We start from the raw sequence: 26,427 nt of genomic DNA, 5'->3' as shown, positions 1-26,427 counted from the left end.
CGTCCAGCCTACGACCCGTCCTCCGGCGCCCCCGTCCGCGCCTTCCGCGTGCAGCCCCGGCACCGGCCGTAGATCGCGAAGTGCTTCATGTCGGTGTCGAAGCCGAACGCGTCGAGGAGCTCGCGGGTGAAACCGGCCGCCACCGACACGTCCGCCTCGATGACGCCCTGGCAGTCCCGGCAGACCAGGTGCAGGTGGTGGTGGCGGTCGGCGAGGTGGTACGTGGGCGCGCCGTGGCCCAGGTGGGCGTGGCTGACCAGACCCAGCTCCTCGAGGAGTTCCAGGGTCCGGTAGACGGTGGAGATGTTGACGCCGGAGGCGGTCTTGCGCACCTCGGTCAGGATGTCGTCGGGTGTCGCGTGCTCCAGCACGTCCACCGCCTCCAGGACGAGCTGGCGCTGCGGCGTCAGCCGGTAGCCGCGCTGCCTGAGGTCGCTCTGCCAGTCGGTGCTCACCACGCGCTCCAGTGTAGGAGCACCGGCCGGCTCGGCAGGGGCTACCGGAAGAAGGCGATGCCGTCGTCCGGCAGGTCGCCCAGGCCCTTCGCCATGGCCTCGACCTCCTCCGGGGTGACGACCTTCTTCAGGTGGGCCGACATGTACGGGCGCAGCGGCACCTCGGGGGTGGCCTTCTCGCCGACCCACATCAGGTCGCTCTTGACGTACCCGTAGAGCCGCTTGCCCCCGCTGTACGGGCCGGAGGCGGCGGTGCGGGCGACGGCGTCGGTCGCCAGGTCGATCTGCGGCTTCTTCTCGGCGAGCTCGCCGTACCAGACCTCGACGACGCCCTGGTCGCGGACCATGACGACCTCGACCCTGCGGTCCTTGCCGATGCGCCAGTAACCGCTCTCGCTCTCCAGCGGGCGGACCTTGCCGCCCTCGGCGTCCAGGACCCAGGTGCGGGAGGTGTACTCGATGAAGTCCCGGCCGTCGTGGCCGAAGGTCACGGACTGGCCGAAGTTGCACTTCTCGGCGCCGGGGAAGTCGGAGACGCCCGCGCCCTCCCACGTGCCGAGGAGGAACGCGAGGGGGACGAGGTCCGGGTGCAGGTCGGACGGGATCTGGATCATGGTGTCAGGCTGCTCCGGCGATCTGTGCGGGTGCGGGGGGTCAGCGCTGACCCTGGTAGAGCTTCTTCACGGTCAGCCAGGCGAAGGCGAGGACGCCGACGCAGACCAGGACCAGCAGGGCGGAGAAGAAGGCCTCAAGCACGGGGGGCTCCTCGGATGGGCGACGGGCGGTCCGGTACGGGGACCTGGTCCCAGCCTAATGGGTGGGGGCCGGCCCGCCCCCGTGAGGTGGGGCGGGGCGCGGAGGAGGCCGGTCCGGTCGGGGCCGGCCCGGTCGGCGGGAGCCGCCCGGCGGGAACCGCCCGCACGCCCGCGGGAGCCGCCCGGGCGCCGCCGTTCGGCCCCCTTCCGCGGAGGTCCGGTCCCTGCGGGAAGGGGGACCGGGGTCCTTCCGGGACGGGCCGCCCGGGCGCCCCGGGTCCCGGCCGCACGCCCCGCCGGCGTGCGGCGGGAGGGGGCGCGCCCGTGCGCATTACAGTTCGGGGCATGGCGAAGAAGCTCGTGATCAAGGTGACCGCCGGGGCCGACGCCCCCGAACGGTGCTCGCAGGCGTTCACGTTGGCGGCGGTCGCCGCGGCCAGCGGCGTCGAGGTCTCCCTGTGGCTGACCGGGGAGTCCTCCTGGTTCGCGCTGCCGGGGAGGGCCGCCGGGTTCGAGCTGCCGCACGCCGCGCCGCTGCCCGACCTGATCGAGACGATCCGCGCGGTCGGCCGGATCACCCTGTGCACGCAGTGCGCGGCCCGCCGGGACATCACGGAGGAGGACGTGATCGAGGGCGTGCGGATCGCCGGCGCCCAGGTGTTCCTGAGCGAGGTCGTGGAGGACGGGGCGCAGGCCCTCGTCTACTGACCGGCGCCCGCCGGGGTGTTCCCGGCCGGGCGGGTCCTCCCGGCGCGCGCCGGCGTGCGGAAGCGGCTCGGCGGCGGTCGCCGCTTGTCGTGGTAATCCCGCATCCGGGTGACTCCGGAGAACTTCGCCCCGCCGCGGCGGGTTGCACAGGATGCCGAAGCGCAGCGGCGGATGCGCGGGCCTCCCAGGACCACGGCCGCGGCCCCGGTTCGGCGCCTTCGGAGGGGTACTCCTCGCCTCCGAAGCGGCGGTGCCAGCCTGCTGTCTTTCTCAATCCTTCTCACGGACAGGCTGGTACCGCTTTTCCCCCCGCGGCCCTCTTCGCCGCCGGGGCGACGACTTCACCACTCTTATGGCGGAATGCCTCGCCGTGCCTGCCGTCGTTCAACGAAGCGGGTGGGTATTTTCTCCTGCCCGTCGGCACCGAAGACGTGCCGGCGACGAGACCAGGCCTGGTGGAGGTCCTCATGCGTAAAAAGGGATTCGCGGCGCTCTCCCTGTCCGCCGCAGCTCTTCTGGCGGGCAGCGGCGGCAGCATGGCGCAAGCGGACGACGCGCCCAAGTTTTACAACGAGACCCAGATTCTTTCCTGCTTCAGCCTGGAAGTCCTGGACGTCCCGATCGCTTCCGCCGCGAATAACAACATCGACTGCTCGAAGAACTACCACTCCGAGCAGAGCCACAGCGTCACGCACGAGTCGCGGCGCTGACATCACCCAGTCGGAGCAATACCCCCGGAGGCGGCGCTTCGTTTACTGATTGGTGATGCCGGAAAGCGGATCTGATGTCTTACCGACATCAGCACTCTGACGGCATGGAAAACCACAATCCGGCATTGCGGTCGAACCCGAGGCCGAGTATCGGCCACACAGGCGTTCCGCCCTGTCGGCGCAACGACATAAAAATCTCTCAGACTCAGAAGGAAAAGAGAAGGATGAAGCTCAAGAGCGCCCTCGCCTGCACGTTCGCCGCCCTGGCCGTGGCTGGTGGTGCCGCCGGCACCGCTCAGGCCGCCGACGACGACACGACGAAGTTCGACAACAGCAGCCAGGTCCTCAGCTGCGACGTCATCGAGGTCATCGACATCCCGATCCTCTCGGCCGCGAACAACAACATCGACTGCTCCGAGAACGTCAAGGAGGAGGAGCACGAGTCGGTGCACATCGTCGACGAGGACAACGCCCACGCGACCGCGGTGGTCCTCCCCAAGGGTCACCAGAACCGCTGATCATGCTGCTCGGCGTCCAGGTACGCCGAAGACGCCGAGCAGGCATGGCGTCCAGCCGCTCCGGGCCCCGTCCGGCGCGGCTGGACGGGCAGCGTGGGACCTGACGGCCGAGGCGCACGCCTCGCCGCCCCGGCGGTGTCCTCTTCCTTCACCCCCCGCGGGCGGCCGTGCGTCCCGACCGTCGCACCCGGCTCCGTCGTCCTCCTAGACGGACAACCAGTTCAACGGCCCGGACGCAGCCGCACGTCCGGTCGGCATGACGGCAGGCCCAGCCCGCCCCGTACCATCGGTCCGCTCCATCGAGCACCGGCAGCGTTCAGGCAAGGCGCATCGCCGCACGCGTGCGTCCGCGGAGAACCCGCGGGCCGGCGAGCACGACGGATCGGCCCGGGAAGACGGGCGCGCTGGGCCTTCCCGTCCCTCCGGGTGCGGTCCGGTCGGCCACCGGCGTCTTCCCCCGGGGCCTGCGGCGCCCTCCCCCTTCTCCGCCGCCGGCCTCCCGGCGGCCCGCACCGGCCGTACCGGCCGGCGGCGGCCCCTTGACGGCTGCCGGTACCCGCCCCTCCCGGGCGCTCCCCCACCACCCGCCCCTCCCGAGTGCTTCCTCCTCGGCGGCGGGCGCACCGGAGGCGTGCTACCGGCCGTGGTGCCGACGGTGCGGGGCACCACGGCCCCGCGGTCCGCCGCGCCGTCGGCACCCGCGCTACGGCCCCGGTTTCCTCTTGCCGTCCAGCTCGTCCCACCACTCGTCGGACTGCCGGTCGCCGGTCGGGTCGTCCCACCAGCGGTCGTCCGGACCCCGCCGGTTCGCCGTCCACGCGGCGAGCGGCGGCAGGAGCATCGCCGCGAAGACCATCCCCGCGGCCACCTCCACGGACCACAGCCGCACGAGGGCGCACGCGCTGACGAAGAGGGCGAGGCAGGTGCCCATCAGCGCGAAGTAGGCGCGCCGGCGACGTGCGTACACGCCTCCAGGGTATGACCGAAGGGCCGCACCTCGAGTCCCGGAGAGCGTCCAACCCCCAGGAGGTGCGGCCCTTCGGCCGTTCGGCGGTACCGCCGTCTCAGACGGCGATCGCGACCTCGGCGAGGCCACCCGTCTCCACGACGACGCGGCGGTCCGCCGTGCCGCCCGGCACCAGGGCGCGGACGGTCCAGGTGCCCTCCGCCGCGTAGAACCGGAACTGGCCGGTCGCGGAGGTCGGGACCTCGGCGGTGAACTCGCCGGTCGAGTCGAGCAGCCGGACGTAGCCGGTCACGGGCTCCCCGTCGCGGGTCACCTGGCCCTGGATGGTGGTCTCACCGGGCTTGATCGAGGAGGCGTCGGGGCCGCCGACCTGGGCTCCACACATGTCGTACCTGTCCTTACTGGTCGCGGATGGGGTGGGTTACCGGGCGGGGCCGAGCTCGATCGGCACGCCGACGAGGGAGCCGTACTCGGTCCACGAGCCGTCGTAGTTCCTGACGTTCTCCCGGCCGAGCAGCTCGTGCAGGACGAACCAGGTCAGCGCGGAGCGCTCGCCGATGCGGCAGTACGCGATGGTGTCCTTCTCCAGGTCCACCTGCTCGGCGGCGTAGAGGGCCTTCAGCTCGTCGTCCGACTTGAACGTGCCGTCGTCGTTGGCGTTCTTCGACCACGGGATGTTGCGGGCGCTCGGCACGTGGCCGGGGCGCTGCGACTGCTCCTGCGGGAGGTGCGCCGGGGCGAGGAGCTTGCCGCTGAACTCGTCGGGCGAGCGGACGTCGACCAGGTTCTGGCTGCCGATGGCGGCCACGACGTCGTCGCGGAAGGCGCGGATCGAGGTGTCCTGCGCCTTGGCCCTGTACTCGGTGGCCGGGCGGTCCGGGACCTCGGAGCCGTCGACCAGGTCGCGGGAGTCCAGCTCCCACTTCTTGCGGCCGCCGTCGAGGAGCTTCACGCTCTCGTGGCCGTAGAGCTTGAAGTACCAGTAGGCGTAGGCGGCGAACCAGTTGTTGTTGCCGCCGTAGAGCACGACGGTGTCGTCGTTGGCGATGCCCTTCGCGGAGAGCAGCTTCTCGAAGCCCTCCCGGTCGACGAAGTCGCGGCGGACCGGGTCCTGCAGGTCCTTCCTCCAGTCGATCCGGACGGCGTTCTTGATGTGGTTCTTGTCGTACGCCGACGTGTCCTCGTCGACCTCGACGAGGACGACCTTCGGGTCGTCGAGGTGGGCCTCGACCCAGTCGGCGTCTACCAGGACGTCGCTGCGGCTCATGTGGTCTTCTCCTCCGGGGCAGTCTGCGGGGGGATGCGGGTGCGTCGAGGGGCGCCGGGCGCTCCGCGCACGCGGGGGTGCGGGGCTGCTCCGGCGGGGCAGGGCCCTCCGGGCGGGAGGGCCGGGGAGCGCGGGGCGCGAGAGCCCGCTCAGACGGCGCGACAGAGCATGGCGGCGACGCGGCACAGGTCTACTGCCCGCCGCTTCGTGAGGTCCGCCCGTCGCTTCGTCATGGGTCCGATCGTAGGGACGGACCGGCGGCCGTGTCACCGGCGTGTCGCATGATGAGACGCGAACATCCACGAGGTGGGACGAGAAACCCCCCGGGATCGACCCGGGGCCGGTCCGCGGAGGGGCGCCGTCGCGGTTCGTCTGCGGGCCGGACGGAGCCGTCTCGCCATGTGGTCCCGAGGTGTCGGCGGGACCCGCTGCCCGCTCGGCGCCCGGGTCGCCGCGGGGCTCCCTCAGCCCGCCAGGACCACGTTCCGGCCCGCCACCGTGACCTCCAGGCCGTCGGGGGAGGCCTGGACCTTCCGGATTTTCAGTCCGGCCGGAAATCCGCTCACCTCGCGGTCGAAGTCGGTTCGCTCGCGGACCAGCTCCTCGACGCCGGGAATGCCCTCGCCCGGCACGCTGTCGGCCCGCACCCGCAGCGTCTGGCCGTCGACGACGCTCACCGTGGACAGCACGCTGCGCGTCACCTTCCGCCCCAGCACCTCGACGCTGCCGGTGACCTTCAGTTTGCCGTTGCCGCCGTAGCCGAGGACGACGTCGTGGTCGGACGCCTTGCGCAGCTCCTCGTACGAGATGCGGGCCGTGCCCGTCGCGGACGTGGCGACCGCGCGCGAGTAGCCGTTCTCCAGCCGCACGCCGTGCAGCTCGGCGCTCAGTTCGCCGACCCGGACCCTGCGGTCGCCCGCCGTCACCTCGACGCCGGTCATGGCCGCGTCGACCCGGTCCAGTTCCTTGGCGAGGGCCTGCGTGAGGAAGGGAAAGCCGCGGATCGACACGTCCGGCGTGCCGGACAGACCCTGCCGGGCCCGGATCCGGTCGGCCGCCTTCGACTCCGCGGCGGCGACCGCCAGCCGGTCCGCGACCGTGAAGAGCCCGCCGAGGACGACGACGATGATCAGCAGTGTGCGCAGTGCTCGCATGGTTCGGTGTTTCCCCCGCCCTGTCGGTGACCGGCACCCGCCGACTGAATGGTCGACGAACGCGGATCGCTCATTGGTTCCCCGGCGCCCCGGGCGCCACACACGCCGCCGTCCCGGCACGGCACCGTGCCGGGACCGGCGGGAAGGTCAGGCCAGCGCACGTCCCAGCAGGTACACGACGGGTGCGGCGGCCGTGAGCGGCAGGGCGACACCGGCCGTCATGTGGACGAACCGCGACGGGTAGTCGTACGCGGCCACCCTCAGCCCGATCACCGCGCACACCCCGGCGGCCAGGCCCACCACGGCGGCCTGCGCGCCCGGCCCGGTCGCCGCGCCGGCCGCGGCCCCCGCACCCGCGCCCGCCAGCAGGGCGGCCACCGGGGAGGCGGGGCCGGGCAGCGGCAGCGCACGGGTGACCGTCGCGGCGGCCACGGCGAGCGCGCCGGCGACGACCGCGCCGGGGTCGGCGGCCAGGAAGCCGGCGGCCACGACGGCGAGCGCCGAGGAGACGACGGTCGCCGTCAGCCCGTACATCCGCTCCTCCGCCGCCGCGTGGCTGCGCAGCTGGAGGACGAGGACGAGGAGGACCCAGACGCCGAGGGTCCCGAGGATCGCGGCGGGCGCGTGCTCCGGACCGGTGGCGAGCAGCGCGGCGTCCGCGACGGCGCCGCCGAGGAACGCGAGGGCTATGCCCTGGCGGGCGGGCCACATGCCGTTGAGCCGGAACCAGCCGGCCGCGGTGACCGCCTGCAGCAGCACCAGCGGGACCAGCAGCGCGTACGGGCCGAGGGCGGCGCCCCCGGCGAGGAGGACGCCGAGCAGCGCGGTGAGCCCGGCGGGCCGGATGCCCGGGTCGATGATCGGCGACCGGCCCTCGGCACGGGCTCGCTGGGCGTCGCTGATGCGGGCGTTGCCGAGGGTGGTCGGCGCGCCGTACCCGGGCTCGGCGGCGGGGGCGGCCGGGGTGCCGGGCGCGGGGGCGGCCGGGGTGCCGGGCCGGGGTGCACGGTCGTGCGCGGGGGCGGCCGGGGTGTGGGACACCGGAGCCGGACCGTGATCGGTGACCGGCGGCAGATACGCCGTCGGAGCCTCGTACCCCGCCGGAACCGCCTGACCGTGAGGGGCCGGGGCGAAATCACGGGACACCGGAGCCGGGCCGTGGCCGGTGACCGGCGGCAGATACGCCGTCGGAGCCTCGTACCCCGCCGGAACCGCCTGACCGTGAGGGGCCGGGGCGAAATCACGGGACACCGGAGCCGGGCCGTGGCCGGTGACCGGCGGCAGATACGCCGTCGGAGCCTCGTACCCCGCCGGGGGCCCCGGCGGCAGCGGGTGGCCGTTCGAGCCGTACGGCGTGGGGCCGGCGCCGTCCGCCGTCGGCGGCTGCGGCGGCGGCGGCTGCGGCTGCGGCTGCGGCTGCGGCTGCGGCTGCGGCTGCGGCTGCGGCTGCGGCTGCGGTTGTCCGGGCTGGACGACCGGTTGGTAGTGGGTGTCCCATGTCTGGCCCTGCCAGGTCTGCGCCACGTCCACACCCGCGGCGCCCGCGTCGGCGGAGGACGGCCCTGCGGGGAACGGCTCCGCGAAGGAGCCCTCCCCGTGCGGCCGGTCCGCGTACGGCGACGGATCGCGCGGATCGTAGGGGTACTGCTGATCGCTGCTCATGCCGTGCGGCTCACCCTCCTGCGAACGGCGGGAGCACCTCTACCGTGCCGCCCTCCGCCAGCCGTACCGTCTCGTGCCCGCGCGTTCCCACGGGGGCGCCGTCCACCAGGAAGGAGCACCTCCGCAGCACCCGCGGAAACTCTCCCGGGTGCCGCTCACAGGCGGCGGCCAGCGCCTCCGCGAGGGTCTCCGCGGCGTACGGTTCCTCGGCGGTACCGGCGGCGGCCTTGGCCGCGGCCCAGTAGCGGATGGTCCCGGCTGCCATGGGAGGGCTCCTTTCGTCAGGCTCCATGATGGGCCACGCCCGGGGCGGCGGGGACGCGGACGGCCCGGCCGGTGCGGTGAGCCGCCGGGCGACCTGCGCGGACGGCCCGCTCCCGGCATTCCGCGCCGGAGCTCCCGGCGGCGGTCCACCCGGACCCCCGGCGGACCGCCGCCCCGGTGGAGCCAGCCGTACGCGGCGGCCCGGTGAGCCGTGCGCGGCGCCGCCGTACCGCCGTGGCCCCGGGCGCCGGTGCGCGGCCCGGGAGGATTCCAGGGGCCGGGAGGGCCGCGGGACCCGGGAGGGCCGCGTGGGGCCTGCCGGCGCGCTCCGCCCGCGGTTCGCGCGGAGCCCGTACCCGGGGCGCGTGTGAGCGGGGGGACGGCCACACTGTGGAACGGGCCCTCCGTCCCGGCCCTTCCGTGGGTTATCGTGGCCGACGGAGGATCCGAGGCGACGCAGCCCCCGGGTCCTCTCGCGTTTTCCCACCGTGGTCACGGGCGGGTGGACGGGGCCCGGTGGCGCGGGGCCCCGGTGGGACACCGGAGGAAGCAGTGCCGCAGCGTCCTCGTACGGACCGAGGAGGAACCGACGTGATGGGCGAGCCGACCGTGCACGACCGGACGACGACCGGCGGAACGACGACCGGCGGGACGACGGCCGACCGGACGACGGCCGGCGGGACCACCGCCGACCGGACGACCGGCGGGACGACGACCCCGGCAGGTGGTTCGCGATGAGCTCCCTGCTGCTGCTGACCGACGCCCTGCAGCCGTCGAGCGAGGTGCTCCCGGCGCTCGGGCTGCTGCTGCACGACGTGCGGGTGGCCCCCGCCGAGGGGGCCGCCCTCGTGGACGCCCCCGGCGCCGACGTGGTCCTCGTCGACGGCCGCCGCGACCTGCCGCAGGTGCGTTCGCTCTGCCGGCTGCTCCGCTCGACGGGCCCCGGGTGCCCGCTGCTCCTGGTCGTCACCGAGGGCGGGCTCGCGGCCGTCACCGCCGACTGGGGCATCGACGACGTGCTGCTCGACACCGCGGGCCCGGCGGAGGTCGAGGCGCGGCTGCGGCTCGCGACGGGCCGCCGGCAGATCGCCGACGACTCCCCGATGGAGATCCGCAGCGGCGACCTCTCGGTCGACGAGGCGACCTACAGCGCGAAGTTGAAGGGCCGGGTCCTCGACCTCACCTTCAAGGAGTTCGAGTTGCTGAAGTACCTCGCCCAGCACCCGGGCCGGGTGTTCACCCGCGCGCAGCTCCTCCAGGAGGTGTGGGGGTACGACTACTTCGGCGGCACGCGCACGGTCGACGTCCACGTGCGGCGGCTGCGGGCCAAGCTGGGGCCGGAGCACGAGTCGCTGATCGGCACCGTGCGCAACGTCGGCTACCGGTTCGTGACGCCGGAGAAGGCGGAGCGCTCCGCGGGCAAGGCGCGGGCGGGCGGACGCGCCGAGGAGGCCGCGCCGGAGGTCCCCCGGACGGAGAGCGGGACGGAAGCGGCCGCACGACCTGCACGGAGGTAGGTCACCCCGCGTAGACTGCCGCGCGTGGCCAAGGTGACGCGGGACGACGTGGCACGGCTGGCGGGCACTTCCACCGCGGTCGTGAGCTACGTCATCAACAACGGACCCCGGCCGGTCGCCCCGGCCACGCGCGAGCGTGTCCTCGCCGCCATCAAGGAGTTGGGCTACCGGCCCGACCGGGTGGCGCAGGCGATGGCGTCCCGGCGCACGGACCTCATAGGCATGATCGTCCCGGACGCGCGGCAGCCGTTCTTCGCCGAGATGGCGCACGCCGTGGAGAGGGCCGCCGCGGACCGCGGGAAGATGGTCCTCGTCGGCAACTCGGACTACCGCGACGAGCGCGAGATCCACTACCTGCGCGCCTTCCTCGGAATGCGGGTCGCCGGCCTGATCCTGGTCAGCCAGGGCATGAGCGAGCCCGCCGCGCAGGAGATCGAGGCGTGGGACGCGCGGGTGGTACTGCTCCACGAGCGTCCGGAGGCACTGGACGACGTGGCGGTCGTGACGGACGACGTGGGCGGTGCGCGGCTGGCCACCCGCCACCTGCTGGAGCACGGCCACGCGTACGTGGCGTGCCTGGGCGGGATCGAGTCGACGCCGTCCGTCGGCGACCCGGTGGCCGACCACGTCGAGGGCTGGCGCCGCGCCATGCGGGAGGCGGGCCGCTCCGTCGAGGGACGGCTCTACCAGGCCGCCTACGACCGGTACGACGCCTACGAGACCGCGCTGAAGATCCTGTCGGGCCCCGACCGGCCGCCCGCGATCTTCTGCGCCACGGACGACCAGGCGATCGGCGTACTGCGCGCGGCGCGGGAACTGCGGCTGGACGTGCCGGGGGACCTGGCGGTGGCCGGGTTCGACGACGTGAAGGAGGCCGCGCTGACGGACCCGCCGCTGACGACGGTCTCGTCGGACCGGCCGGCGATGGCCCGTGCCGCGGTGGACCTGGTCCTGGACGACGGACTGAAGGCGTCCGCGGAGCGCCGGGAGCGCGTGAAGCAGTTCCCGTCGGCGCTGGTGGTCCGCCGCAGTTGCGGCTGCGGCGGCCCGTAGCCGCCTGCGCGCGGCTGCCTCCCCGGCCCTGTTCCCGTATGGCTACGGCCAACGGACACGTGGCGCCGTGTGACTGCCGTGGTCGTCGTTTCCCCTTACTGGGCGTCTCGTTGAGTTGGACGAGTGATCTCGGGTGGGCGGAGGAGCACCGACGCGGCAGGACGGGAAGCCGGAGGACCTGATCGGGGTCCGAACGCTGCTCGAAGACGGCATGACGCGGGTGCGGAACGAATCCGGGACGGCCACGGCTCCGCGCAGCCGTACCGGTCGGCGGCCGGGGAGGGCGGGAGCCGGGGAGGACGGGAGCCGGCCGGACCTCGCGCCGGCGCGCTCCACCAGGACGGTCGACCGGGACGAAGGCGTCGGCCTGTTCCAGGATCGCCCGCTGCGGGACCCAGGAGTGCACTTCGACGTTGGGCGGGATGGTGCCGAGTTCCCCGGGGTCGGTGTACTTGCCGATCTGGAGTACGACGTGCCAGCCGGGCAGCCCGCCGAAGGCCGCGATGCACCGGCGGTAGAACGCGGGCTGGCGCGTGTACGCCGAGCCGAGCGAGACCAGCAGCACGTTGTCCGCGGTCGCCGGGCGGGTCCAGCCGTCCGTGTCCGCTCGGGCGTCGGAGCAGGGGCCGACGAAGGTCACCGTGTCGGTGTCGACTCGATCGGCGTGCGGCTGCATCGCTCTCGGGATCAGGGCGAGGGCTCGGGCGGGCGGGCCGGAGAACGTGTCCACGTCCGTAGTGGTCGCACCGCAGTCGGCGAGCCACCGTGCGAACCTGTCCCGGTACGCATCGGCGCCCGGCGACTTCCGCAGGTGAGCCGCGACTTCCTCCTGGTAGCCGTCCCAGCCGACGAACGTCGGGGACAGCTGCACGAGGGGACGGCCCTGGGCTTCGGCGAGGGCGCGCGCGGCATAGGCGCCGATGTCGTAGAGGTACAGGTCGGCCGGATCGTCGTCGTAGACGGCGCGCAGTTGCGGGAGCGCCTGGACGGCGTCGTCGAGGAAGAGGCTCGCCGCTGCGATGGGATCGGCGGGTCAGTCGTTGTCCTCGACGGGCAACGTGGAGGTGCACGGCACCAGCTCCGCGCCGGTGGATTCGATCCGGTCGGCCACGAACGGGTCGTTGGCGTAGGTGACCCGGTGCCCGCGGTCCACCAGCTCACGGATGAGCGCGAGGCTGGGCAGGACGTGACTGACGATGGGGACGCCGACCATCGCGACATGGGCGCGGGGACGGGACACGGGCGATCACTCGTTTCCGGTGCGGGACGGGAGCGGGCGGTGTGGCGAGGACGCGCTGTCAGGGCTGGTCGACCCGCGCGGCGGCCTCCTCCAGGTCGGCGACGGTCCCCGACATGATCGTCCGTACGTGCCCGGTGATGTGCTGCACGGGCCAGTCCCACCACGCCACGGCGAGGAGCCGGGCGATGTCCGCAGCGTCGTAGCGGGTGCGGATGAGCCGGGCGGGGTTGCCGCCGACGATGCCGTAGTCGGGGACGTCGCCGGTGACCACGGCGCCGGCGGCGACGATCGCGCCGTGGCCGATGCGTACACCGGGCATGACCGTGGCGCCGTGGCCGAACCACACGTCGTTGCCGACGACTGTGTCGCCCCGGCCGGGCAGGTCGGTGATCAGGTCGAAGTGCTCCGCCCAGGAGCCCCCCATCGTGGGGAACGGGAAGGTGGAAGGACCGTCCATGCGATGGTTGGCGCCGTTCATGATGAACCGGGTGCCCGTCCCCAACGCGCAGTACCTGCCGATGACAAGCCGTTCGGGGCCGTAGTGGTACAGGACGTTGCGCGTCTCGAACGCGGTCGGGTCGTCCGGGTCGTCGTAGTAGGTGAAGTCACCGACCTCGATCAGCGGCGACTCCACCAGCGGCTTGAGCAGAACCACGCGCGGGTGCCCGGGCATCGGGTGGAGCACGGTGGGGTCAGCGGGAACGGGCGGCATCGTGGAGGCGGTTCCTCTCCGGTGAACCTGGAGCGACAACTGTCGCGTTAAGATGCTGGCACGGCCCTGCCGCCTTGATCAACCGGATACTGATCGCCGATGACAGACCCACTGGACACGACGTCGGACCGCCGTCCGGGCGGTCGCACCGCCCGCATCCGCGCCCAGGTCCTCGATGCGGTGCGCGCCGAACTCGCTGAAGGCGGTCACGAAGGACTCACGATGGAGGGTGTCGCGACGCGCGCCGGAGTGCACCGAGCCACGGTCTACCGGCGTTGGCGCGATGTCGGCGGCCTGCTCGTCGACGTCATCGACGCCGCCGGCGAGGTCGAGTGGCAGCCGCCGGACACCGGCTCGCTGCGCGGCGATCTGACGGCCCTCAACCAGGAGATCCAGGAATCCCTGGTCGTACGGCCGTCGTTCGCCGTCGCCCTGATGGCCGCCTCGTTCCACTCCGAACGGGCCGCGCGGGCCCAGACCCGGTTGTGGACGGACCGGTACGCCCAGTGCGAGATCCTCGTCGAGCGCGCCGTCGAGCGCGGTGAGCTTCCCGCACAGCACACGGACGCGCGGAGCCTGCTGATCGCCGCCACGGCGCCGCTCTACCACCGGCTAGTGCTCCTGCGTGCCGATCCGGATCCGCAACTCCCGGAACGGGCGGCGGAGTCGGCGGTCCTGGCGGCTGCCGCGGGTGCCTTCTCCGTCCGTCGGGAAGAGCGGGAAGAGCACGTGTGATCCAGGAGATGGGGAGCGAACGCAAGCGCGACCGAGAGCGCGACAAGACCTGGTTCACGGTTCGGTAGCCCTGGTTCGGACACCGGGGAGCAGATAGCCGCCAGGTCGACCCTTGAGGGCTCACCCGCGGCGGCGGGCGGCCGGGTCGCGCTCGGCGGCGAACGTCCACCCCACGTCGTCAGCGGGATCCGGTAGGTCCGCGCGGAGGACTTCGCACGCCCGCACCGGTGAGGTACCGCTCGGCCGCCGCGGTGTACGAGGCCGGAGGAGCGCACGTAGGCACGACGCGGGCGCGCGGCAACCGAAGCACGCCCCCTGCTCCGAGTTCGGTCACTGGTTCGGTCGTCACGCCCGCCCCGCCCTTCCGGCGCTGCCGCAGTGAACGCGTACACCTCGCCCTGGCGGCCGGAGTGGTTCGCCGCGGCCCGCGACGATCACGGTAGGGGCTCCGCCGCGGTGAATCCCGCATTTACTGCGGCACCGCACTGGCGGCCCGTCAGCGGCCGGAAGCCCGCGCGGCCGCCGGCTCCCCGCACCACCGCACCTCCGACTCCGCGCGGCCGCCGGCTCCCGCACCTCCGCGGCGCCGCACCACCGACTCCGCACCTCCGCGGCGCCGGACCTCCGCCTCCCCGCACCGCCGCCTCCGCCTCCGCGCACCGCCGCGCCTCCGGACCTCCGCCTCCCCGCACCGCCGCACCTCCGCCGCCCGCGCCTCGAATGTCCGTCCTCGTGCCGGGCATACGGGGTTCCACCGCCCCTCCCGGGGCCTCGTCAGGGACCTCTCATCTGCCGGAGCCAGGCGTGCACATGACGGACCACGACGGCCGCACCGCCGGCCACCAGGGGAACGACGAACCACAGCGGTACGCCGGGTTCCACGGCCCGGTCCCACCGCCGCCCGCGCACGCGCCCACGGGCCGCGCCGGCACCCGGCGGCACCGCCGCCACCGGGCCGGGCGGCCGGGCGGGTTGATCACCGCCGTCGCCGTCGCGGCCGCCGTCGTCGGGGGCGGGGTGGGCGCCCTCGCCCAGAACCTCGCGGCCGACGGCACGGCGGCCGTCCCCGCGGGGGCCTCCGGGGCGACCGTCCCGCGATCGGGCGCCGACGCGGTCGCCGGGGTCGCGCAGGCCGTCTCCCCCAGCATCGTGGAGATCAGGGCCGCCTCCGGCTCCGGGGGCTCCACCGGGTCCGGCGTGGTCATCACCGGGGACGGCGAGGTCGTCACCAACCACCACGTCATCGCGGGCGCCTCCGGCATCGAGGTCCGGCTCGGCGACGGCACCGTCCGCGCGGCCGACGTGGTCGGCACCGACCCCGTCAAGGACCTCGCGCTGATCAGGCTCCGCGGCGCCGAGGGCCTCAAGGCGGCCGTGCTCGGGGACTCCGACACGGTCAGGGTCGGTGACCAGGTCGTCGCGATCGGTTCGCCCGAGGGCCTCACCACCACCGTGACCAGCGGCATCGTCTCCGCCCTCGACCGGGACGTGACCGTCACCGGGGACGGCGGCGACAGCGGGCGGACCGACCGGCGGAACCGGACGTCCGGGCACGGCGGCGCCACCGGTTCCCCGCCGGCCGCGTACAAGGCGATCCAGACCGACGCCGCCCTCAACCCCGGCAACTCCGGCGGCGCCCTGATCAACCTGAAGGGCGAGGTCATCGGCATCAACTCGGCGATGTACTCGCCGGACGCCGCCACCGACCCCGCCGGCGCCGGCAGCGTCGGTCTCGGCTTCGCCATCCCGGTCGACACCCTCAAGTCCGGCCTGGACGCCCTCCGCGGCGGCTGACCCGCCCACCGCGCCGCTCCGCGCCGGCCCCGCCCGGACACCGCCGCCGGATCCCGTCCCGCCGCCCCTGCTCCCGCACGCCCCCGGACGGGGCGCCCGGCCCCGCCCCGGCGGGTGGCCCGCCGCCCCCGGACGGGGCGTCCGCCCCGCTCCTCCCGCCCGGCAAGGACTCCGCCGGCGCCGCCCCGCCCGCCCCGGAAAGGAGGGGGGCGGCGGACCGGTCCCGTCCGCCGCCCCTTCGGATCGCCGGGGGTCCTACCCGACGACCGTGATCCGGTCCGCCGCCGGCGGCTTCAGCGGGGCGTCCGGCGAGGAGTGCGCGCCCAGGTAGGCGGTGAAGACCTCCAGGTCGGAGGCGCCGACCAGCTTGTTCGTGCCCTGGCCGAGGGCCGGGAAGCCGTCGCCGCCGCCCGCGAGGAACTCGTTCATCGCGACGCGGTACGTCCCGGCCGGGTCGAGCGGCTTGCCGTTCAACCTCACCGAGGACGCGTCGACGCGGGCGGCGCCGGTCTTCGTCGTGTCCAGGGTGTACGTGAAGCCCCTCGACACCTGCAGGATCTTCGGCGAGGCCTCGTTCGCCCCGCTGACCTGCTGCCGGAGCGCGGTGATGATCTGCGCGCCGGTCAGGTCGACGGTGGTCATCATGTTGGTGAACGGCTGCACGGTGTACGCCTCGCCGTACGTCACGATGCCGTCCGCCGCCTCGCTGCCGGACCTGGCGTGCACCAGGTCGGCGCGGATGCCGCCCGGGTTCATGAAGGCGATCTGCGCCCCGCCCCTGTCGGCCGGGGCGAGGCCCTCCAGCTGCGCGTCGGCGATCAGGTCGCCGAGCGGCTTCTCGTACGCGTTCGAACCGCGGCCGCCGATGTCGGCGGCGATGTGGCCCACCGGGCGGTTGGCGATCGGCGCGGCCAGGCCGTTCCACTTGGCGATCAGGCCGGTCATGTCCGCGGCCTTGGGGACGTCGCGGGTGACCACGTGGTTCGCGGAGGCGACGGCGGTGCGGACGATGTCCCTGGTGGCGCGGTCGTAGGTGAGGGTCGTGTCGGTGTACAGCTTGCCGAACGAGGCCGCGGAGGTGACCGTGCGCGGCTTGCCCGCCGGGTCCGGGACGGTGCAGGCGTACGCCTGGTGGGTGTGACCGGTGACCAGGGCGTCGACCTGCGGGTTGAGCCTCCTGGCGATGTCGACGACCGGACCGGAGATGCCGTCGCCCGGGCCGGGGCTGTCGCAGTCGTAGTTGTACGCGGAGGACGCCGGGGCGCCGCCCTCGTGGATCAGGGCGACGATGGACCTGACGCCCTTGCGCTCCAGGACCTTCGTGTACCTGTCGATCGCCTCGACCTCGTCGCCGAACTTCAGGCCCTTGATGCCCTCGGCGTTGACGATGTTCGGGGTGCCCTCCAGGGTCACTCCGATGAAACCGATGCGGACGCCCCTCTTCTCCCAGACGAAGTACGGGTCGAGGACCGGCTTGCCGGTCCTCTCGTTCGTGACGTTCGCCGCCAGGTAGGGGAAGGCGGCGCCCTCGTACGTCGTGCCCTCGGCGCAGCCGTCGACGGGGTGGCAGCCGCCGTTCTGGATGCGGGCCAGCTCGGCCGCGCCCTCGTCGAACTCGTGGTTGCCGACCGAGCTGACGTCGAGCTTCAGCTTGTTGAGCGCCTCGACCGTCGGCTCGTCGTGGAACAGTCCGGAGACCAGGGGCGAGGCGCCGATCATGTCGCCGGCCGCCGCGGTGATCGAGTAGCGGTTGCCCCTGCGGGCGTCGCGCAGGTGCGTGGCGAGGTACTCGACGCCGCCGGCCTTGATCTTCTCGGTGGTGCCGTCCTCGTGGACGTGCGTGACCTCGCCGGAGGAGCCGGCCGGGGGCTCCAGGTTGCCGTGCAGGTCGTTGAAGGAGAGCAGCTGCACGTCGACGGTGCGGCCGAGGGCCTTCCCGCCGTACGTCCGGCCGTCCGCGCCGGCCCCCTCGGCCGCGCCGGCCGGGAGGGCCGCCACCAGCGCGCCGAGGGCGGCGACGCCGGCCGCGGCGGCGATGATCCGCCGCCCCATGGGCTTTTCGTGCCGTGTAGCTGACATGTGTCCCTTTCCCCTTCGACGCCACACGACCTCACGCGGCGTCAGGCGACGCCGGGGGTCATGGCTCCTGGTCTGCCGAGCGCAGCCTAAGGTCAACGCGCGTAGCACAACAGGGGGACCCGGGTTACGACCTGGTTGCCGTCACCCGCCGGGCCGCACCCTCCCCCCGTAGGCTCGTACCCATGACCACTGACGTTCGCGCAACAGCCCCCGAGGCGGGCCGCCGCATCGAAATCCTCGACGAGCTCACCCCCGGACAGGCCCGGGACGTCCTCGACCTGCTCGCCGACGCCGCCCGCGTCGACGGCGTGCAGGCCGTGTCCGAGCAGGGCAGGCTCCAGCTGAAGGCCTTCACCGCGGCGCAGGGTGACTCCGCCGGGAGCGGCGGGCGGCGTGAGGGCGTGCGGCACCTGCTGCTCCACGTCTCCGGCCGGCTCGCCGGCTACGCCCAGCTGGAGGGCACCGACCCGATCGAGGCCCCGGCCGCCGAGCTGGTCGTCGCGCCCGCGCAGCGCGGGCGCGGCCACGGGCGGGCGCTCGGTTCGGCGCTGCTCGCGGAGTCGGGCAAGCGGCTGCGGGTGTGGGCGCACGGCGGCAAGCCCGCCGCCCGCCACCTGGCGCAGGTGCTGGGCCTCTCCCTCTTCCGGGAGCTGCGGCAGCTGCGCCGGCCCCTGGCCCCGCTCGACGTCCCCGAGCCGGTCCTGCCGGCCGGGGTGGCGGTCCGCACGTTCGTCCCCGGCCGGGACGACGCCGCGTGGCTCGCCGTCAACGCCGCCGCGTTCGCGCACCACCCCGAGCAGGGTGCCCTGACCCAGCGCGACCTGGACGACCGCAGGAACGAGCCGTGGTTCGACCCGAAGGGCTTCTTCCTCGCCGAACGCGAGTCCGACGGCGCCCTGGCCGGCTTCCACTGGACGAAGGTGCACGCCGAGGAGCGGCTCGGCGAGGTGTACGTCCTCGGCGTCTCCCCCCGACGCGCAGGGCGGGGGGCTCGGCAAGGCGCTCACCGCGATCGGCCTGCGCCACCTCGCCGCGCAGGGCCTGCCGACGGCGATGCTGTACGTCGACGCCGACAACACCGCGGCGCTGCGCGTGTACGAGGGGATGGGTTTCGCCACCCACGAGGTGGACCTCATGTACCGCACGGAGACGTGACCCGGCCCGCCCCGGCGGGACGTCCCCCGAGGGGCCGGCGCCTCCGGCGGAGGGCGGCCTCCCGCCCTCGTACGGGCCGACGGTGGGAGGCCGCGCCTCGCCCGGTTCACGTCGAGGACCGCGACGGCGGACCCCCACCCCGCGTCCGTGCCGGGGCGGCCCCGCACCCGCCTCCGGGGCGGACGGCGGTACCTAGGCGGCCGGACGCCTGAGGACGACCATGTCGCCGTCGGAGTGGACACGCGCCCAGCCCCTCGCCTCGGCTATCCGCACCACTGCCGCGGCCTCACCCGCCGGAAAGGGTTCGCGTACGTCCACCGCGATCCAGTCGATGTCCGTGTGCTCCTGCAGGACACGCCGTACCGCGAGGTAGGTGCGGGTGCGGTCGATCAGGTGCGGGGCCAGGCTGTTGCTCGCGGCCACCCTGACCCCGGTGGGCACCCGGTCCACCGCTGCGCGGGCCGCTGCCTCCCGGGGGCTCACCCGCCGGAAGTCCGGCGTCGCCAGGTCCCCCAGCGGTTTCGCCGGGAGCATGAGCACCATGACGGCCAGCGGGATGAGGAGAGGCAGCCGTGCGTCCTTGCGCAGGGCGTCGACGAGGGCGGCGAAGGCGATGGGCATGAGGACGGCGGAGTAGTGCAGGGCCGCATCCCAGTAGGCCGGATTGGGCGAGGTGAGACGCCACAGCAGGGTCGGGAGCGTGAGAAGGCCGAGGGGGCTGCGGAGGACCAGTCCGGCCGTGACGGCCAGGAGTGCCACGAGCGTCTGGCTCTTGACCGACCAGCCGTCGAGCAACCCGTACGGGTACTGCTGGTTCAGGTAGCCGTACCGGCCGTCCGGAGCGAGCGCCGGTACCACGACCAGCGTGACGAGCCCCGTGGCCGCGGTGGCGCCGACGCAGAGCGCCAGCCCGGCCCGCCGGTGGTGGCGGAGCAGGAGGACGCCGAGGACGGCCGCGGTGAGGCCCAGGTCCTCCTTGACCAGGAGAAGACCGGACGCCCACCAGGCGGCGGCCACCCACCGGCCGTCGAGGTACGCCGAGCACGCCAGCGCCAGGAGCGGCACGGCGAAGGCCACTTCGTGGAAGTCGAAGGCTATGAGTTCCTGCAGGCCCCACGAGAAGCCGTAGGCGAGTCCCAGCGACAGGGCCGCCCACGGCCGTCCGAGGTGCCGCCCGGCGGCGTTCGCCATCACATAGGCCGACCCGGCCACCAGTGCGGCCTGCGCGAGCAGCAGGGACTCCACACGGGGTGCGAGGAGGTACAGCGGGGCGAGGAGAGCCAGGATCGGATGGAAATGGTCACCCAGCAGGGGATACGCCTCCCCCGAGAAGGCGGTCGGCGCTGTCGCCGTCCTGATCTCGGAGGCCGGCGTGCGCAGCTCCGCGTAAGCCCGGACACCCTGCCCGAAGATGCCGAGGTCGTAGCCGGTGGTGCCGAATCGCTGGTGTTCCCGCAGGGCGAAATACGCGTAGACGAGGAGAACCACCGCCGAGACCAGAACCGGTACGGCACGGGGCCGCGTCCGCGGCCGCTTCGGTTGCACTGCCGCGGCACCGGAGAACGTGTGAGCCTGTAAAGAGGAGGTCAACGGGATCATCGAGTCCTGAAATCGATCGACTGAGGGCACGCGAGAACAGGCGGAGGGCCTTTCAGCTCACTCCGCATTCGCCCGTGCGCATTCTTCGACGCACGGACTCCGCGATTCGGCCGGCATGAGATCGAAGACCAGCCAGTCGGCCTCCCGGCCCCTCACCGCGGAGGCGACCGCACCGGCCTGTTTCGAGAGTCGCGAACTGCGAGGGCGGCCCTGTGTCAGGTTCCGTGACGTTCCGCTCCTCCGCCGCCGCGCCGGGCGTCGACGGACCGCCGGCACGATGACCGGACGCCGCGGATCGACGGAGATCGAAGACGGCTGCCGGCGGAGCAGGAGCCGGAGACGGCGCGCCGGCGGTCCTGACGCCGGTCGGCCCCCACGCGGCTCGACGTCCCGCGAGGAGCAGGATCGCACGTGGACCACGGGGCGCCCAGGCCGCCACAGGCGTCGGCACCGGCGGCCACCGGTGCCGCCCCACGCGCACGGCCCCTTCCCGCGACCGCGGTCCGGGCACGCGCGGGACGCGCCGGGGTGCGGGCGGTGGCCGCGGTGTCGCTGCCCGGCCCGGACTCCCGGCACCGGCCGCCGCTGCAGGCGTTCGCCTGCGCGTCCCCGGCCGTGCTCCGGTCCGGGGGCCGAAGCGCGGTCGGCCTCCCCACTCGGTGACGGCCACTCGAATGTCTTCCCGCAGCCCCCCGGCGGAATTCCCCGCTTCTCCAGGCGGACGCGTAGACGGAATCGGTGTCCCCATTCATGCGGAGACCGACGGCCGCGCCGCCGGGTTCTTCACGGCTCGCGGCCGGAACCGGCGCGGCGCACATTCCGAGCACCGCGGCCGGCGAGGTCCCGCCCAGGGCCGGGAAGACCCCCTTCGCTTTCGACACGCTTCCCCCTCCGGCGGTTCACGGAAGGGTGCACCCCCCGCGCCGCGGCAGACGTTACCGCCCCGAATGTTCATGCGCGCTGTAAACAAATCCACGAAATCTGTGATATGAAACACGTCGCAAGCAGTCGAGAGATCGGCCCTCTACAACCAACCATCCGGAAATTCCTTGGAGAACGCGCCGGGTGGCTGATTCTCACGCCGAGAACGACATGTTCGTTCCCTTCGGGCCGGCGCGCGATGCCTTGGTTCCGTGTGGCAGGTCTCGCGGACTCCTCGCCGCGGGTCGGAACCGCCGCACGTCGGGGAAGGCCGGGAAGCGGCCGCTTTGCGCCCGTAGGGGACGGTGAGGCGGCGGGCGACCTCCGCGCGCTCGGCGGAAGCGGAACCCGCTGCCCCTCCGGCCGCGACCGGGGCGCGTCCGGTCGGTGAGGCCCCTTCTCCGCCCGCACGCTCGCCGCGTCGGCAATCGTCGAGGCCCGGTCCGCCCCACTCCGGACACCGGGTTCCCCGGCGCCGCCCGGTACGGGCGGCGCCACGGCCCGGCCTGGGTCCAGGCGGTGAACCGGCGACGGGCGGTGGCCGGCGGGACACCGCGGGCCTCCGGCAGACGCCGCCGGACACACCCGCTGGTCAGCGTCGTACGCCACAGCCGTGAGGACGCCCCGCTCGTCGTGGGGAGTCGTTCCTCTCGTCCCCGCGGGCGCGGTGCGAACGACTTCGGGACCGTACCGGCTCCTCCCTCGTCCGTCTCGTCCCCGCGGGCGCGGTGCGAACGAGGGCAGGGGGAACGCCTCTCCCCCGCAGCCGGTCGGGAACCGGCCGCTGCGTCGGGCCGACGTTCACGATCACCCGGCGTGCCGCACCGGCTCGGCCGTACGGGCCTCCGAAGAGGCCCGATCGATCAGATCTCGGTGCGGTTGAGGGTGTTGCCGAGGCGGCGTGGTGCGGCGAGCGCGCCGTAGACCGCGCCGAGGATGATGGTGAGGGCGGTAACGGCGGAGACGGCTGTCCAGTCCATGACGACGGGGATGTCCTCGGGCCAGTTCCGTGCGGCGGTCAGGCCCCAGCCGGCGGCGGTGCCGAGGACTCCCGCGAGGGCGGCGACAGTGACGGACTGCCAGACGACGATGCGGCGCAGGGTGCCCGGTGACAGGCCGACACGGTGCAGGCGCACCAGGTCGGGCCGGAGTTCGGTCGCCGAGGAGGTCACGGTGATGCCGAGAACGGTGACCACGGCGGCGAGCGCGAGGCCGAGCAGGAGGTACCACAGGGAGGGCGGGGTGAGTTCGGGGCCGGTTTCGATGCGGACGTCCGACATCAGGACGTCGACCGGTTCGAGCGCTTTGACGAGCCGTTCCTCCAAATCGGGCACGGGGCCGGCGGGGGATGCGATGACGGAGTAGTCCACGGTCGTCGCGCCGAGAGCGCGTGCGGCTTCGGTGGTGATGTAGGCGGAGGCCCGGGTGAGGGTGGTGGCGTCGACCGGATCGGAGAGGACGGCGCCGCCGACGTCGCGGCGGGTGTCCGACGGGTGCGGGTCGGTGAGCGGGGTGGTCGGCCTGGAGATCGCGACCCGGTCCCCGACGACGTACTCGGGGGCCAGGACCAGGATGCGGCCCTCCTCGAGGGCCCTGCGTTCGCGAACGGTCCAGGCCCGCCCGGTCAGGGCCTTGAACGTCTCCTCGTCGTCGACGACTTCGATCGTCTGCGTCCTGTTGGCAAACTCTCCGCCCGCCTGCCAGGCGACGCTCCAGGGTGGTGTGAGGGCGGGGGTGGCGGAGGCTTTGAGGAGCTTTTCGTCGACCGGGTACGTGCCCCGGATGATCGGCGTTCCTTCGGGGAAGACGGTGGCGAGGGCCTGCTCGACGGCGCTGGGGTCGCTGCCGGCGAAGAGCAGGGCTTCCACCTGGTCGAGGTGGCGGCTGCCGACGTAGGCGGCACGTCCCTGCGCGGTGGCGCTGGACAGGGTGCCGAGGACGCCGACGGTGAGGGCGAGGGCGACGGATCCGATGACGACCGCCGAGACCGGCCGGCGGGGGTCGCGGGCGAACGCACGCAGGGCGATACGCGCGCTGAGGCCGCGATCGGCCAGACGGGCCAGGCCACGCAGCACGTCGCCGATCCGGGTGAGGGCGGCGGCCTCCAGGGACACCACGGCCGTCACGGCGGCGACGGCGGAAAGCGTCTCGTCGTCCTGGAGGACCACGGCGAGGGCGATCCCGAGCGCGGCCACGCCGCACAGCGCCGGGAGCCACGGGCGGGCTCGCCCGCCGTCACGGAGGGCGGTGCGGGCCCGCTCGCGGGCGGGGAGCCCCGCCGGGTACCGCGATGTCGGTACGGCCGCCAGGGCAGCCACGGCGACCGACAGCAGGACGGTCAGCAGGCCCCCAATGAGAAGCGGGTCGTAGGGGGCGGTGTCCTTGCCGGTGAAGCGGGGAAGCACCGGGCGTGCCGCAAGGGCGAGCAGACTCCCGGCGAGCCACCCGGCGGGAACGGCGATCACACTGGCCGACACCGCCCCGGAGACGGCGGCGTACCGTAGATCACGGTCCGGCACGCCGATGCTGGCAAGGATCGCGAACTCGGCCCGGGTGCGCCGCATGCGCAGGGCGAACGCCCCGGCGGCGACGACCCCGAGGAGGACGGTTCCGGGGACGAGCAGCAGGGCCGGTTCGCGTTCGATCATCGTTCGGGACGCGGTGACGTCCGATCGGCTCTCGAACCGCAGACCTCTTTCACCGACGGCGTTCCGCGCCGCCTCCATCCGGAGTGCGTCACCCGCCAGGAGAAGGCCGTAGCCGGACGGTACGACGTTGGTGGTGTCGCTGCCGGTCCCCGGCCAGGCCCGCAGCTGCCCGGGGGCGGCGAGGTAGTCGTACGCGGCGTGGGCCTGCGGGCTCTCGACCAGCCCGGTGATCCGTGCGGGTGCGTCGCGCTTCCACCGGTAGGGCAGGCTGCCGCCCAGGTCCAGTCCGTATGCGCCGGCAAGTGCCCGGCTGACCGCGATCTCTCCCGGCTTCGACGGGAAGCGTCCCTCCAGCAAACGGTAGCGGCCGTGCGTCAAGGGCGACGACCAGTCGGTTTCCACGTATCGCACAGGAACCGTGCGGTCCTTCGCCCACACCGGGAACCCGCTGTTGTCGTCGATCGCCAGGACGGTGATCCCCGGCACGCGCTGTCGCAGTTCCTCCGCGAGCTCACCCCTCGTCGCGGGGTCGGTGAGCGTGACGGACCCGTCCGCACGCCCCAGGGTGTTGACGGCCCGCTGTTCCGCCGAGGGGGCGGCCGAGGCGAACAGCCCGGCTGCGAAGGTGGCGAGCAGTACGGGCAGCGCCAGCAGCACGAGCAGCCCGGTGCGCCTGCCGCCGCGGCCGACGACGGTGCGCCTGCCCACCACGTGCAGGTACCTCTTGCTCATGCCGCTCCTTCCCCCGGGGCGGTGAGGGAGAGGAGCATGCCGTCGCGGAGGACGGCCACCCGGTCGGCGTGGGAGAGATTGGCCGGATTGTGCGTACTGAGAACGACGGTGACGCCCTCGTCGCGGAGTCGGGCCAGCACATCCATGATCTCCGCGCCCGTCGCGGAGTCGAGCGCCCCCGTGGGCTCGTCCGCCAGGACGAGCGTGCGGTTTCCGACGATGGCGCGGGCGATGGCGGCGCGCTGCTGCTGGCCACCGGAGACCTCGGCGGGGAACCGCTGCTCCAGCCCCTCCAGACCGACGCGGGCCATCGCCTCACGTGCCGCTGCCGCCGCGTTCCCGCGGGCGGTGCCCGTCGCCTCCAGCGGAAGGCGCACGTTCTCGATCAGGGTGAGGTCGGCGAGGAGACCGAAGTCCTGGTGAACGAAACCGATCTCCCGAAGGCGTAACGCGGCCGACTCGGCCGGGGTGCACGCGTGCACTTGCCTGCCCAGGACATCGAGAGTGCCGGCGTCCACCCGCTCCAAGCCCGCGATCAGATGCAGCAGCGTGCTTTTCCCTGAGCCGCTGGGCCCGGTCAACGCGGTCAGCGTGCCGGCGGGAACCGACAGCGACACGTCGCGCAGCGCGGTCACGGTGTGCTTCCCCACAGGGAAGGTCTTGCCGACCCCGATGGCGGTGATCGCCGCGTCGTCTTCCATGTGCATGGTGGTTCCTCTCCTGCGCGAGCGGGGCGGCCGGACCCGGCCGCCCCACGGGTCACCTCATCCGACTGCCGTGGGCAAGCCGCGCTTCCGCACCGGGCCGGCCTCGTCGCGGTCCTGGAACCTGAAAGCCGAAGCTCCGACTGTCGGTTTCACCGTGTACGCACCCGGCGACCGGACGAGGTCGGCGTCCGTGAACCGGGCGGCGTCACAGGTGTGACCGCTGCGGTACGGGCCGGGCCGGCCGTCGAATCCGCACGGGCTCACGTGGAACGCCGCCGTGGCGGTGCCGGTCGGATCGGCCCGGCCCCCTCGCAGCCGTCGCCCTTCACGGGCGGGCAGAGCCCCCCACCCCGCATCCGGCCGGCGCCGCACCGGCGACTCCGATCCCGTCGACGGTCACGGCCGCCCCGGGGAGCGCCGCCCCCGCCGGTTTCCGCTCCACGGACGTTCCCCTTCCCCTGCGGCGATGCCGTGACCTTCACGCGACACGAACCGGAGAACGGAGGAGCGCAAAGACGTGCGGGCGTCCTCCCCGAGGCCGCGATCGAACCGACAGCGAAGATATACGTCGGCGCCGGCGGCTCACGGCCTTCGGCGATCTTCGGCTTGTTTCCTTGCACGCGGGTTTCGCGCATCGGGGGACGCGGCGTCCTGCCCGGTGTGCGGCACGCAGCCGGCGAAGGTCCGCGGGCACCACCGCCGTACGGTGGCGGGCGTGCCGGTCGACGGCCGCCCGGTCGTGGGCCGCCTGCACGTCCGGCGGCCGGTCCGCCCGGTCCCGGCAGCCGGCCGGCGGCGGACCTTCCGCGGGCGGACCGCCGGGCTGCGGGAGCGCCATCGGCGCCGCACGGTGCGGTACGCCTGACGGCCCCGCCCCGTGCACCGGCCGCGCGGAAGGCCCCGCCCCCGCATCGGGCGGATCACGAGGCGGACGCGCGGCCGCGCCGGCTTCGGCCCCCTCCGTCACCGCGCCCTCCCTCCGTGACGGAAGCCCGGCGGCACCACCGACCACGGACCGGAGCCGAACGACCCCCGGTCCCTTCCGCGGCGGCTCCGACGGCTCATGCGCCGCAGC

General features: G+C 73.6%; 23 protein-coding genes and 2 pseudogenes. 10 read left to right on the top strand and 15 right to left on the bottom strand.

Annotation, left to right across the window (positions count from 1 at the left end; genetic code table 11):
* Positions 1-8: 8 nt before the first annotated feature.
* A complete protein-coding gene (locus tag LUW75_RS13620) occupies positions 9-458 on the bottom strand; it encodes a Fur family transcriptional regulator (protein ID WP_250335840.1) in 450 nt (149 codons plus the stop codon).
* A 38-nt stretch (positions 459-496) separates the two neighbouring features.
* Positions 497-1,069 carry a heme-binding beta-barrel domain-containing protein gene (locus tag LUW75_RS13615; RefSeq protein ID WP_250335839.1) on the bottom strand — a complete coding sequence of 191 codons (573 nt, stop codon included), beginning with the start codon at positions 1,067-1,069 and terminating at the stop codon, positions 497-499.
* Positions 1,070-1,555: 486 nt separating this feature from the next.
* Between LUW75_RS13615 and LUW75_RS13610 the strand changes: the two genes are divergently transcribed.
* The 3 genes from LUW75_RS13610 to LUW75_RS13600 all read left to right on the top strand — a co-directional run bounded on the left by LUW75_RS13610 (position 1,556) and on the right by LUW75_RS13600 (position 3,146).
* Entirely contained in the window at positions 1,556-1,918 is a 363-nt protein-coding gene (locus tag LUW75_RS13610) for a DsrE family protein (RefSeq protein ID WP_250335838.1), read from the top strand.
* A gap of 455 nt (positions 1,919-2,373) precedes the next feature.
* Entirely contained in the window at positions 2,374-2,628 is a 255-nt protein-coding gene (locus tag LUW75_RS13605) for a hypothetical protein (RefSeq protein WP_250335837.1), read from the top strand.
* Between the two features lie 224 nt (positions 2,629-2,852).
* The gene (locus LUW75_RS13600) at positions 2,853-3,146 is read left to right on the top strand and encodes a hypothetical protein (protein ID WP_250335836.1); all 294 of its coding nucleotides are present in this window, start codon (positions 2,853-2,855) and stop codon (positions 3,144-3,146) included.
* Positions 3,147-3,849: 703 nt separating this feature from the next.
* Here the strand turns inward: LUW75_RS13600 and LUW75_RS13595 are convergent.
* The 7 genes from LUW75_RS13595 to LUW75_RS13570 form a co-directional block, all read right to left on the bottom strand.
* On the bottom strand, positions 3,850-4,113 hold the full coding sequence (locus tag LUW75_RS13595; RefSeq protein ID WP_250335835.1) for a DUF3099 domain-containing protein: 264 nt from the start codon (positions 4,111-4,113) through the stop codon (positions 3,850-3,852).
* Between the two features lie 97 nt (positions 4,114-4,210).
* The gene (locus LUW75_RS13590) at positions 4,211-4,498 is read right to left on the bottom strand and encodes a DUF1416 domain-containing protein (RefSeq protein WP_250335834.1); all 288 of its coding nucleotides are present in this window, start codon (positions 4,496-4,498) and stop codon (positions 4,211-4,213) included.
* 36 nt (positions 4,499-4,534) lie between these two features.
* Entirely contained in the window at positions 4,535-5,380 is an 846-nt protein-coding gene (locus tag LUW75_RS13585) for a sulfurtransferase (RefSeq protein ID WP_250335833.1), read from the bottom strand.
* Positions 5,381-5,529: 149 nt separating this feature from the next.
* Positions 5,530-5,613 (bottom strand): putative leader peptide, encoded by an 84-nt coding sequence (locus LUW75_RS24675; protein ID WP_349816468.1) that lies wholly within the window; start codon positions 5,611-5,613, stop codon positions 5,530-5,532.
* A gap of 231 nt (positions 5,614-5,844) precedes the next feature.
* Positions 5,845-6,534 carry an LmeA family phospholipid-binding protein gene (locus LUW75_RS13580; RefSeq protein ID WP_250335832.1) on the bottom strand — a complete coding sequence of 230 codons (690 nt, stop codon included), beginning with the start codon at positions 6,532-6,534 and terminating at the stop codon, positions 5,845-5,847.
* Between the two features lie 147 nt (positions 6,535-6,681).
* A complete protein-coding gene (locus tag LUW75_RS13575) occupies positions 6,682-8,196 on the bottom strand; it encodes a hypothetical protein (protein ID WP_250335831.1) in 1,515 nt (504 codons plus the stop codon).
* A 10-nt stretch (positions 8,197-8,206) separates the two neighbouring features.
* Positions 8,207-8,461: a MoaD/ThiS family protein gene (locus LUW75_RS13570; protein ID WP_250335830.1), complete on the bottom strand. Its 255-nt coding sequence runs from the start codon at positions 8,459-8,461 to the stop codon at positions 8,207-8,209.
* Positions 8,462-9,054: 593 nt separating this feature from the next.
* Between LUW75_RS13570 and LUW75_RS13565 the strand changes: the two genes are divergently transcribed.
* From LUW75_RS13565 to LUW75_RS13555, 3 genes are read left to right on the top strand one after another with little or no spacing between them, the layout of a single operon-like run.
* A complete protein-coding gene (locus LUW75_RS13565) occupies positions 9,055-9,198 on the top strand; it encodes a hypothetical protein (RefSeq protein WP_250335829.1) in 144 nt (47 codons plus the stop codon).
* Positions 9,195-9,977, top strand: coding sequence for a response regulator transcription factor (locus tag LUW75_RS13560; protein WP_250335828.1), 783 nt, complete (start codon positions 9,195-9,197; stop codon positions 9,975-9,977). The genes LUW75_RS13565 and LUW75_RS13560 overlap by 4 nt, the downstream gene beginning before the upstream one ends.
* A gap of 24 nt (positions 9,978-10,001) precedes the next feature.
* Positions 10,002-11,030: a LacI family DNA-binding transcriptional regulator gene (locus LUW75_RS13555; protein WP_250335827.1), complete on the top strand. Its 1,029-nt coding sequence runs from the start codon at positions 10,002-10,004 to the stop codon at positions 11,028-11,030.
* Between the two features lie 295 nt (positions 11,031-11,325).
* On the opposite strand, the pseudogene LUW75_RS13550 reads toward LUW75_RS13555, so the two are convergent.
* Positions 11,326-12,243 (bottom strand): annotated as a pseudogene (locus LUW75_RS13550) (glycosyltransferase); the annotation flags it as partial.
* A gap of 85 nt (positions 12,244-12,328) precedes the next feature.
* Positions 12,329-12,982, bottom strand: a complete 654-nt coding sequence (locus LUW75_RS13545; protein ID WP_250335826.1) for a CatB-related O-acetyltransferase — start codon at positions 12,980-12,982, stop codon at positions 12,329-12,331.
* A 99-nt stretch (positions 12,983-13,081) separates the two neighbouring features.
* Between LUW75_RS13545 and LUW75_RS13540 the strand changes: the two genes are divergently transcribed.
* Both LUW75_RS13540 and LUW75_RS13535 read left to right on the top strand, forming a co-directional pair.
* Complete coding sequence (locus LUW75_RS13540; RefSeq protein WP_250335825.1) at positions 13,082-13,717, top strand: TetR/AcrR family transcriptional regulator; 636 nt, start codon at positions 13,082-13,084, stop codon at positions 13,715-13,717.
* Between the two features lie 810 nt (positions 13,718-14,527).
* Entirely contained in the window at positions 14,528-15,511 is a 984-nt protein-coding gene (locus LUW75_RS13535) for a S1C family serine protease (protein WP_250335824.1), read from the top strand.
* Between the two features lie 255 nt (positions 15,512-15,766).
* On the opposite strand, the gene LUW75_RS13530 is transcribed toward LUW75_RS13535, so the two are convergent.
* Positions 15,767-17,590 carry a bifunctional metallophosphatase/5'-nucleotidase gene (locus LUW75_RS13530; RefSeq protein WP_250335823.1) on the bottom strand — a complete coding sequence of 608 codons (1,824 nt, stop codon included), beginning with the start codon at positions 17,588-17,590 and terminating at the stop codon, positions 15,767-15,769.
* A 182-nt stretch (positions 17,591-17,772) separates the two neighbouring features.
* Between LUW75_RS13530 and mshD the strand changes: the two are divergent.
* Positions 17,773-18,745 (top strand): annotated as a pseudogene (gene mshD / locus LUW75_RS13525) (mycothiol synthase).
* Positions 18,746-18,937: 192 nt separating this feature from the next.
* Here the strand turns inward: mshD and LUW75_RS13520 are convergent.
* From LUW75_RS13520 to LUW75_RS13510, 3 genes are all read right to left on the bottom strand, one after another.
* Positions 18,938-20,233 (bottom strand): DUF2079 domain-containing protein, encoded by a 1,296-nt coding sequence (locus tag LUW75_RS13520; RefSeq protein WP_250335822.1) that lies wholly within the window; start codon positions 20,231-20,233, stop codon positions 18,938-18,940.
* A gap of 1,895 nt (positions 20,234-22,128) precedes the next feature.
* The gene (locus tag LUW75_RS13515) at positions 22,129-24,645 is read right to left on the bottom strand and encodes an FtsX-like permease family protein (protein WP_250335821.1); all 2,517 of its coding nucleotides are present in this window, start codon (positions 24,643-24,645) and stop codon (positions 22,129-22,131) included.
* Positions 24,642-25,352: an ABC transporter ATP-binding protein gene (locus tag LUW75_RS13510; RefSeq protein WP_250335820.1), complete on the bottom strand. Its 711-nt coding sequence runs from the start codon at positions 25,350-25,352 to the stop codon at positions 24,642-24,644. Before LUW75_RS13510 ends, LUW75_RS13515 begins: the two co-directional genes overlap by 4 nt.
* A 517-nt stretch (positions 25,353-25,869) precedes the next feature.
* Here LUW75_RS13510 and LUW75_RS24975 point away from each other — a divergent pair.
* Positions 25,870-26,217 (top strand): hypothetical protein, encoded by a 348-nt coding sequence (locus LUW75_RS24975; protein ID WP_462933731.1) that lies wholly within the window; start codon positions 25,870-25,872, stop codon positions 26,215-26,217.
* Positions 26,218-26,427: the final 210 nt, after the last annotated feature.

Source organism: Streptomyces sp. MRC013 (assembly GCF_023614235.1).
Classification (GTDB): Bacteria; Actinomycetota; Actinomycetes; order Streptomycetales; family Streptomycetaceae; genus Streptomyces.
This window is presented reverse-complemented; position numbering and strand designations above follow the sequence as displayed.

Bases quoted from the DNA above. Each gene is read 5' to 3' on its own strand.
- LUW75_RS13615 (WP_250335839.1), bottom strand. From the start codon at position 1,069: ATGATCCAGATCCCGTCCGACCTGCACCCGGACCTCGTCCCCCTCGCG.
- LUW75_RS13610 (WP_250335838.1), top strand. From the start codon at position 1,556: ATGGCGAAGAAGCTCGTGATCAAGGTGACCGCCGGGGCCGACGCCCCC.
- LUW75_RS13600 (WP_250335836.1), top strand. From the start codon at position 2,853: ATGAAGCTCAAGAGCGCCCTCGCCTGCACGTTCGCCGCCCTGGCCGTG.
- LUW75_RS13590 (WP_250335834.1), bottom strand. From the start codon at position 4,498: ATGTGTGGAGCCCAGGTCGGCGGCCCCGACGCCTCCTCGATCAAGCCC.
- LUW75_RS13585 (WP_250335833.1), bottom strand. From the start codon at position 5,380: ATGAGCCGCAGCGACGTCCTGGTAGACGCCGACTGGGTCGAGGCCCAC.
- LUW75_RS24675 (WP_349816468.1), bottom strand. From the start codon at position 5,613: ATGACGAAGCGACGGGCGGACCTCACGAAGCGGCGGGCAGTAGACCTG.
- LUW75_RS13580 (WP_250335832.1), bottom strand. From the start codon at position 6,534: ATGCGAGCACTGCGCACACTGCTGATCATCGTCGTCGTCCTCGGCGGG.
- LUW75_RS13575 (WP_250335831.1), bottom strand. From the start codon at position 8,196: ATGAGCAGCGATCAGCAGTACCCCTACGATCCGCGCGATCCGTCGCCG.
- LUW75_RS13570 (WP_250335830.1), bottom strand. From the start codon at position 8,461: ATGGCAGCCGGGACCATCCGCTACTGGGCCGCGGCCAAGGCCGCCGCC.
- LUW75_RS13565 (WP_250335829.1), top strand. From the start codon at position 9,055: ATGGGCGAGCCGACCGTGCACGACCGGACGACGACCGGCGGAACGACG.
- LUW75_RS13560 (WP_250335828.1), top strand. From the start codon at position 9,195: ATGAGCTCCCTGCTGCTGCTGACCGACGCCCTGCAGCCGTCGAGCGAG.
- LUW75_RS13545 (WP_250335826.1), bottom strand. From the start codon at position 12,982: ATGCCGCCCGTTCCCGCTGACCCCACCGTGCTCCACCCGATGCCCGGG.
- LUW75_RS13540 (WP_250335825.1), top strand. From the start codon at position 13,082: ATGACAGACCCACTGGACACGACGTCGGACCGCCGTCCGGGCGGTCGC.
- LUW75_RS13535 (WP_250335824.1), top strand. From the start codon at position 14,528: ATGACGGACCACGACGGCCGCACCGCCGGCCACCAGGGGAACGACGAA.
- LUW75_RS13530 (WP_250335823.1), bottom strand. From the start codon at position 17,590: ATGTCAGCTACACGGCACGAAAAGCCCATGGGGCGGCGGATCATCGCC.
- LUW75_RS13515 (WP_250335821.1), bottom strand. From the start codon at position 24,645: ATGAGCAAGAGGTACCTGCACGTGGTGGGCAGGCGCACCGTCGTCGGC.
- LUW75_RS13510 (WP_250335820.1), bottom strand. From the start codon at position 25,352: ATGCACATGGAAGACGACGCGGCGATCACCGCCATCGGGGTCGGCAAG.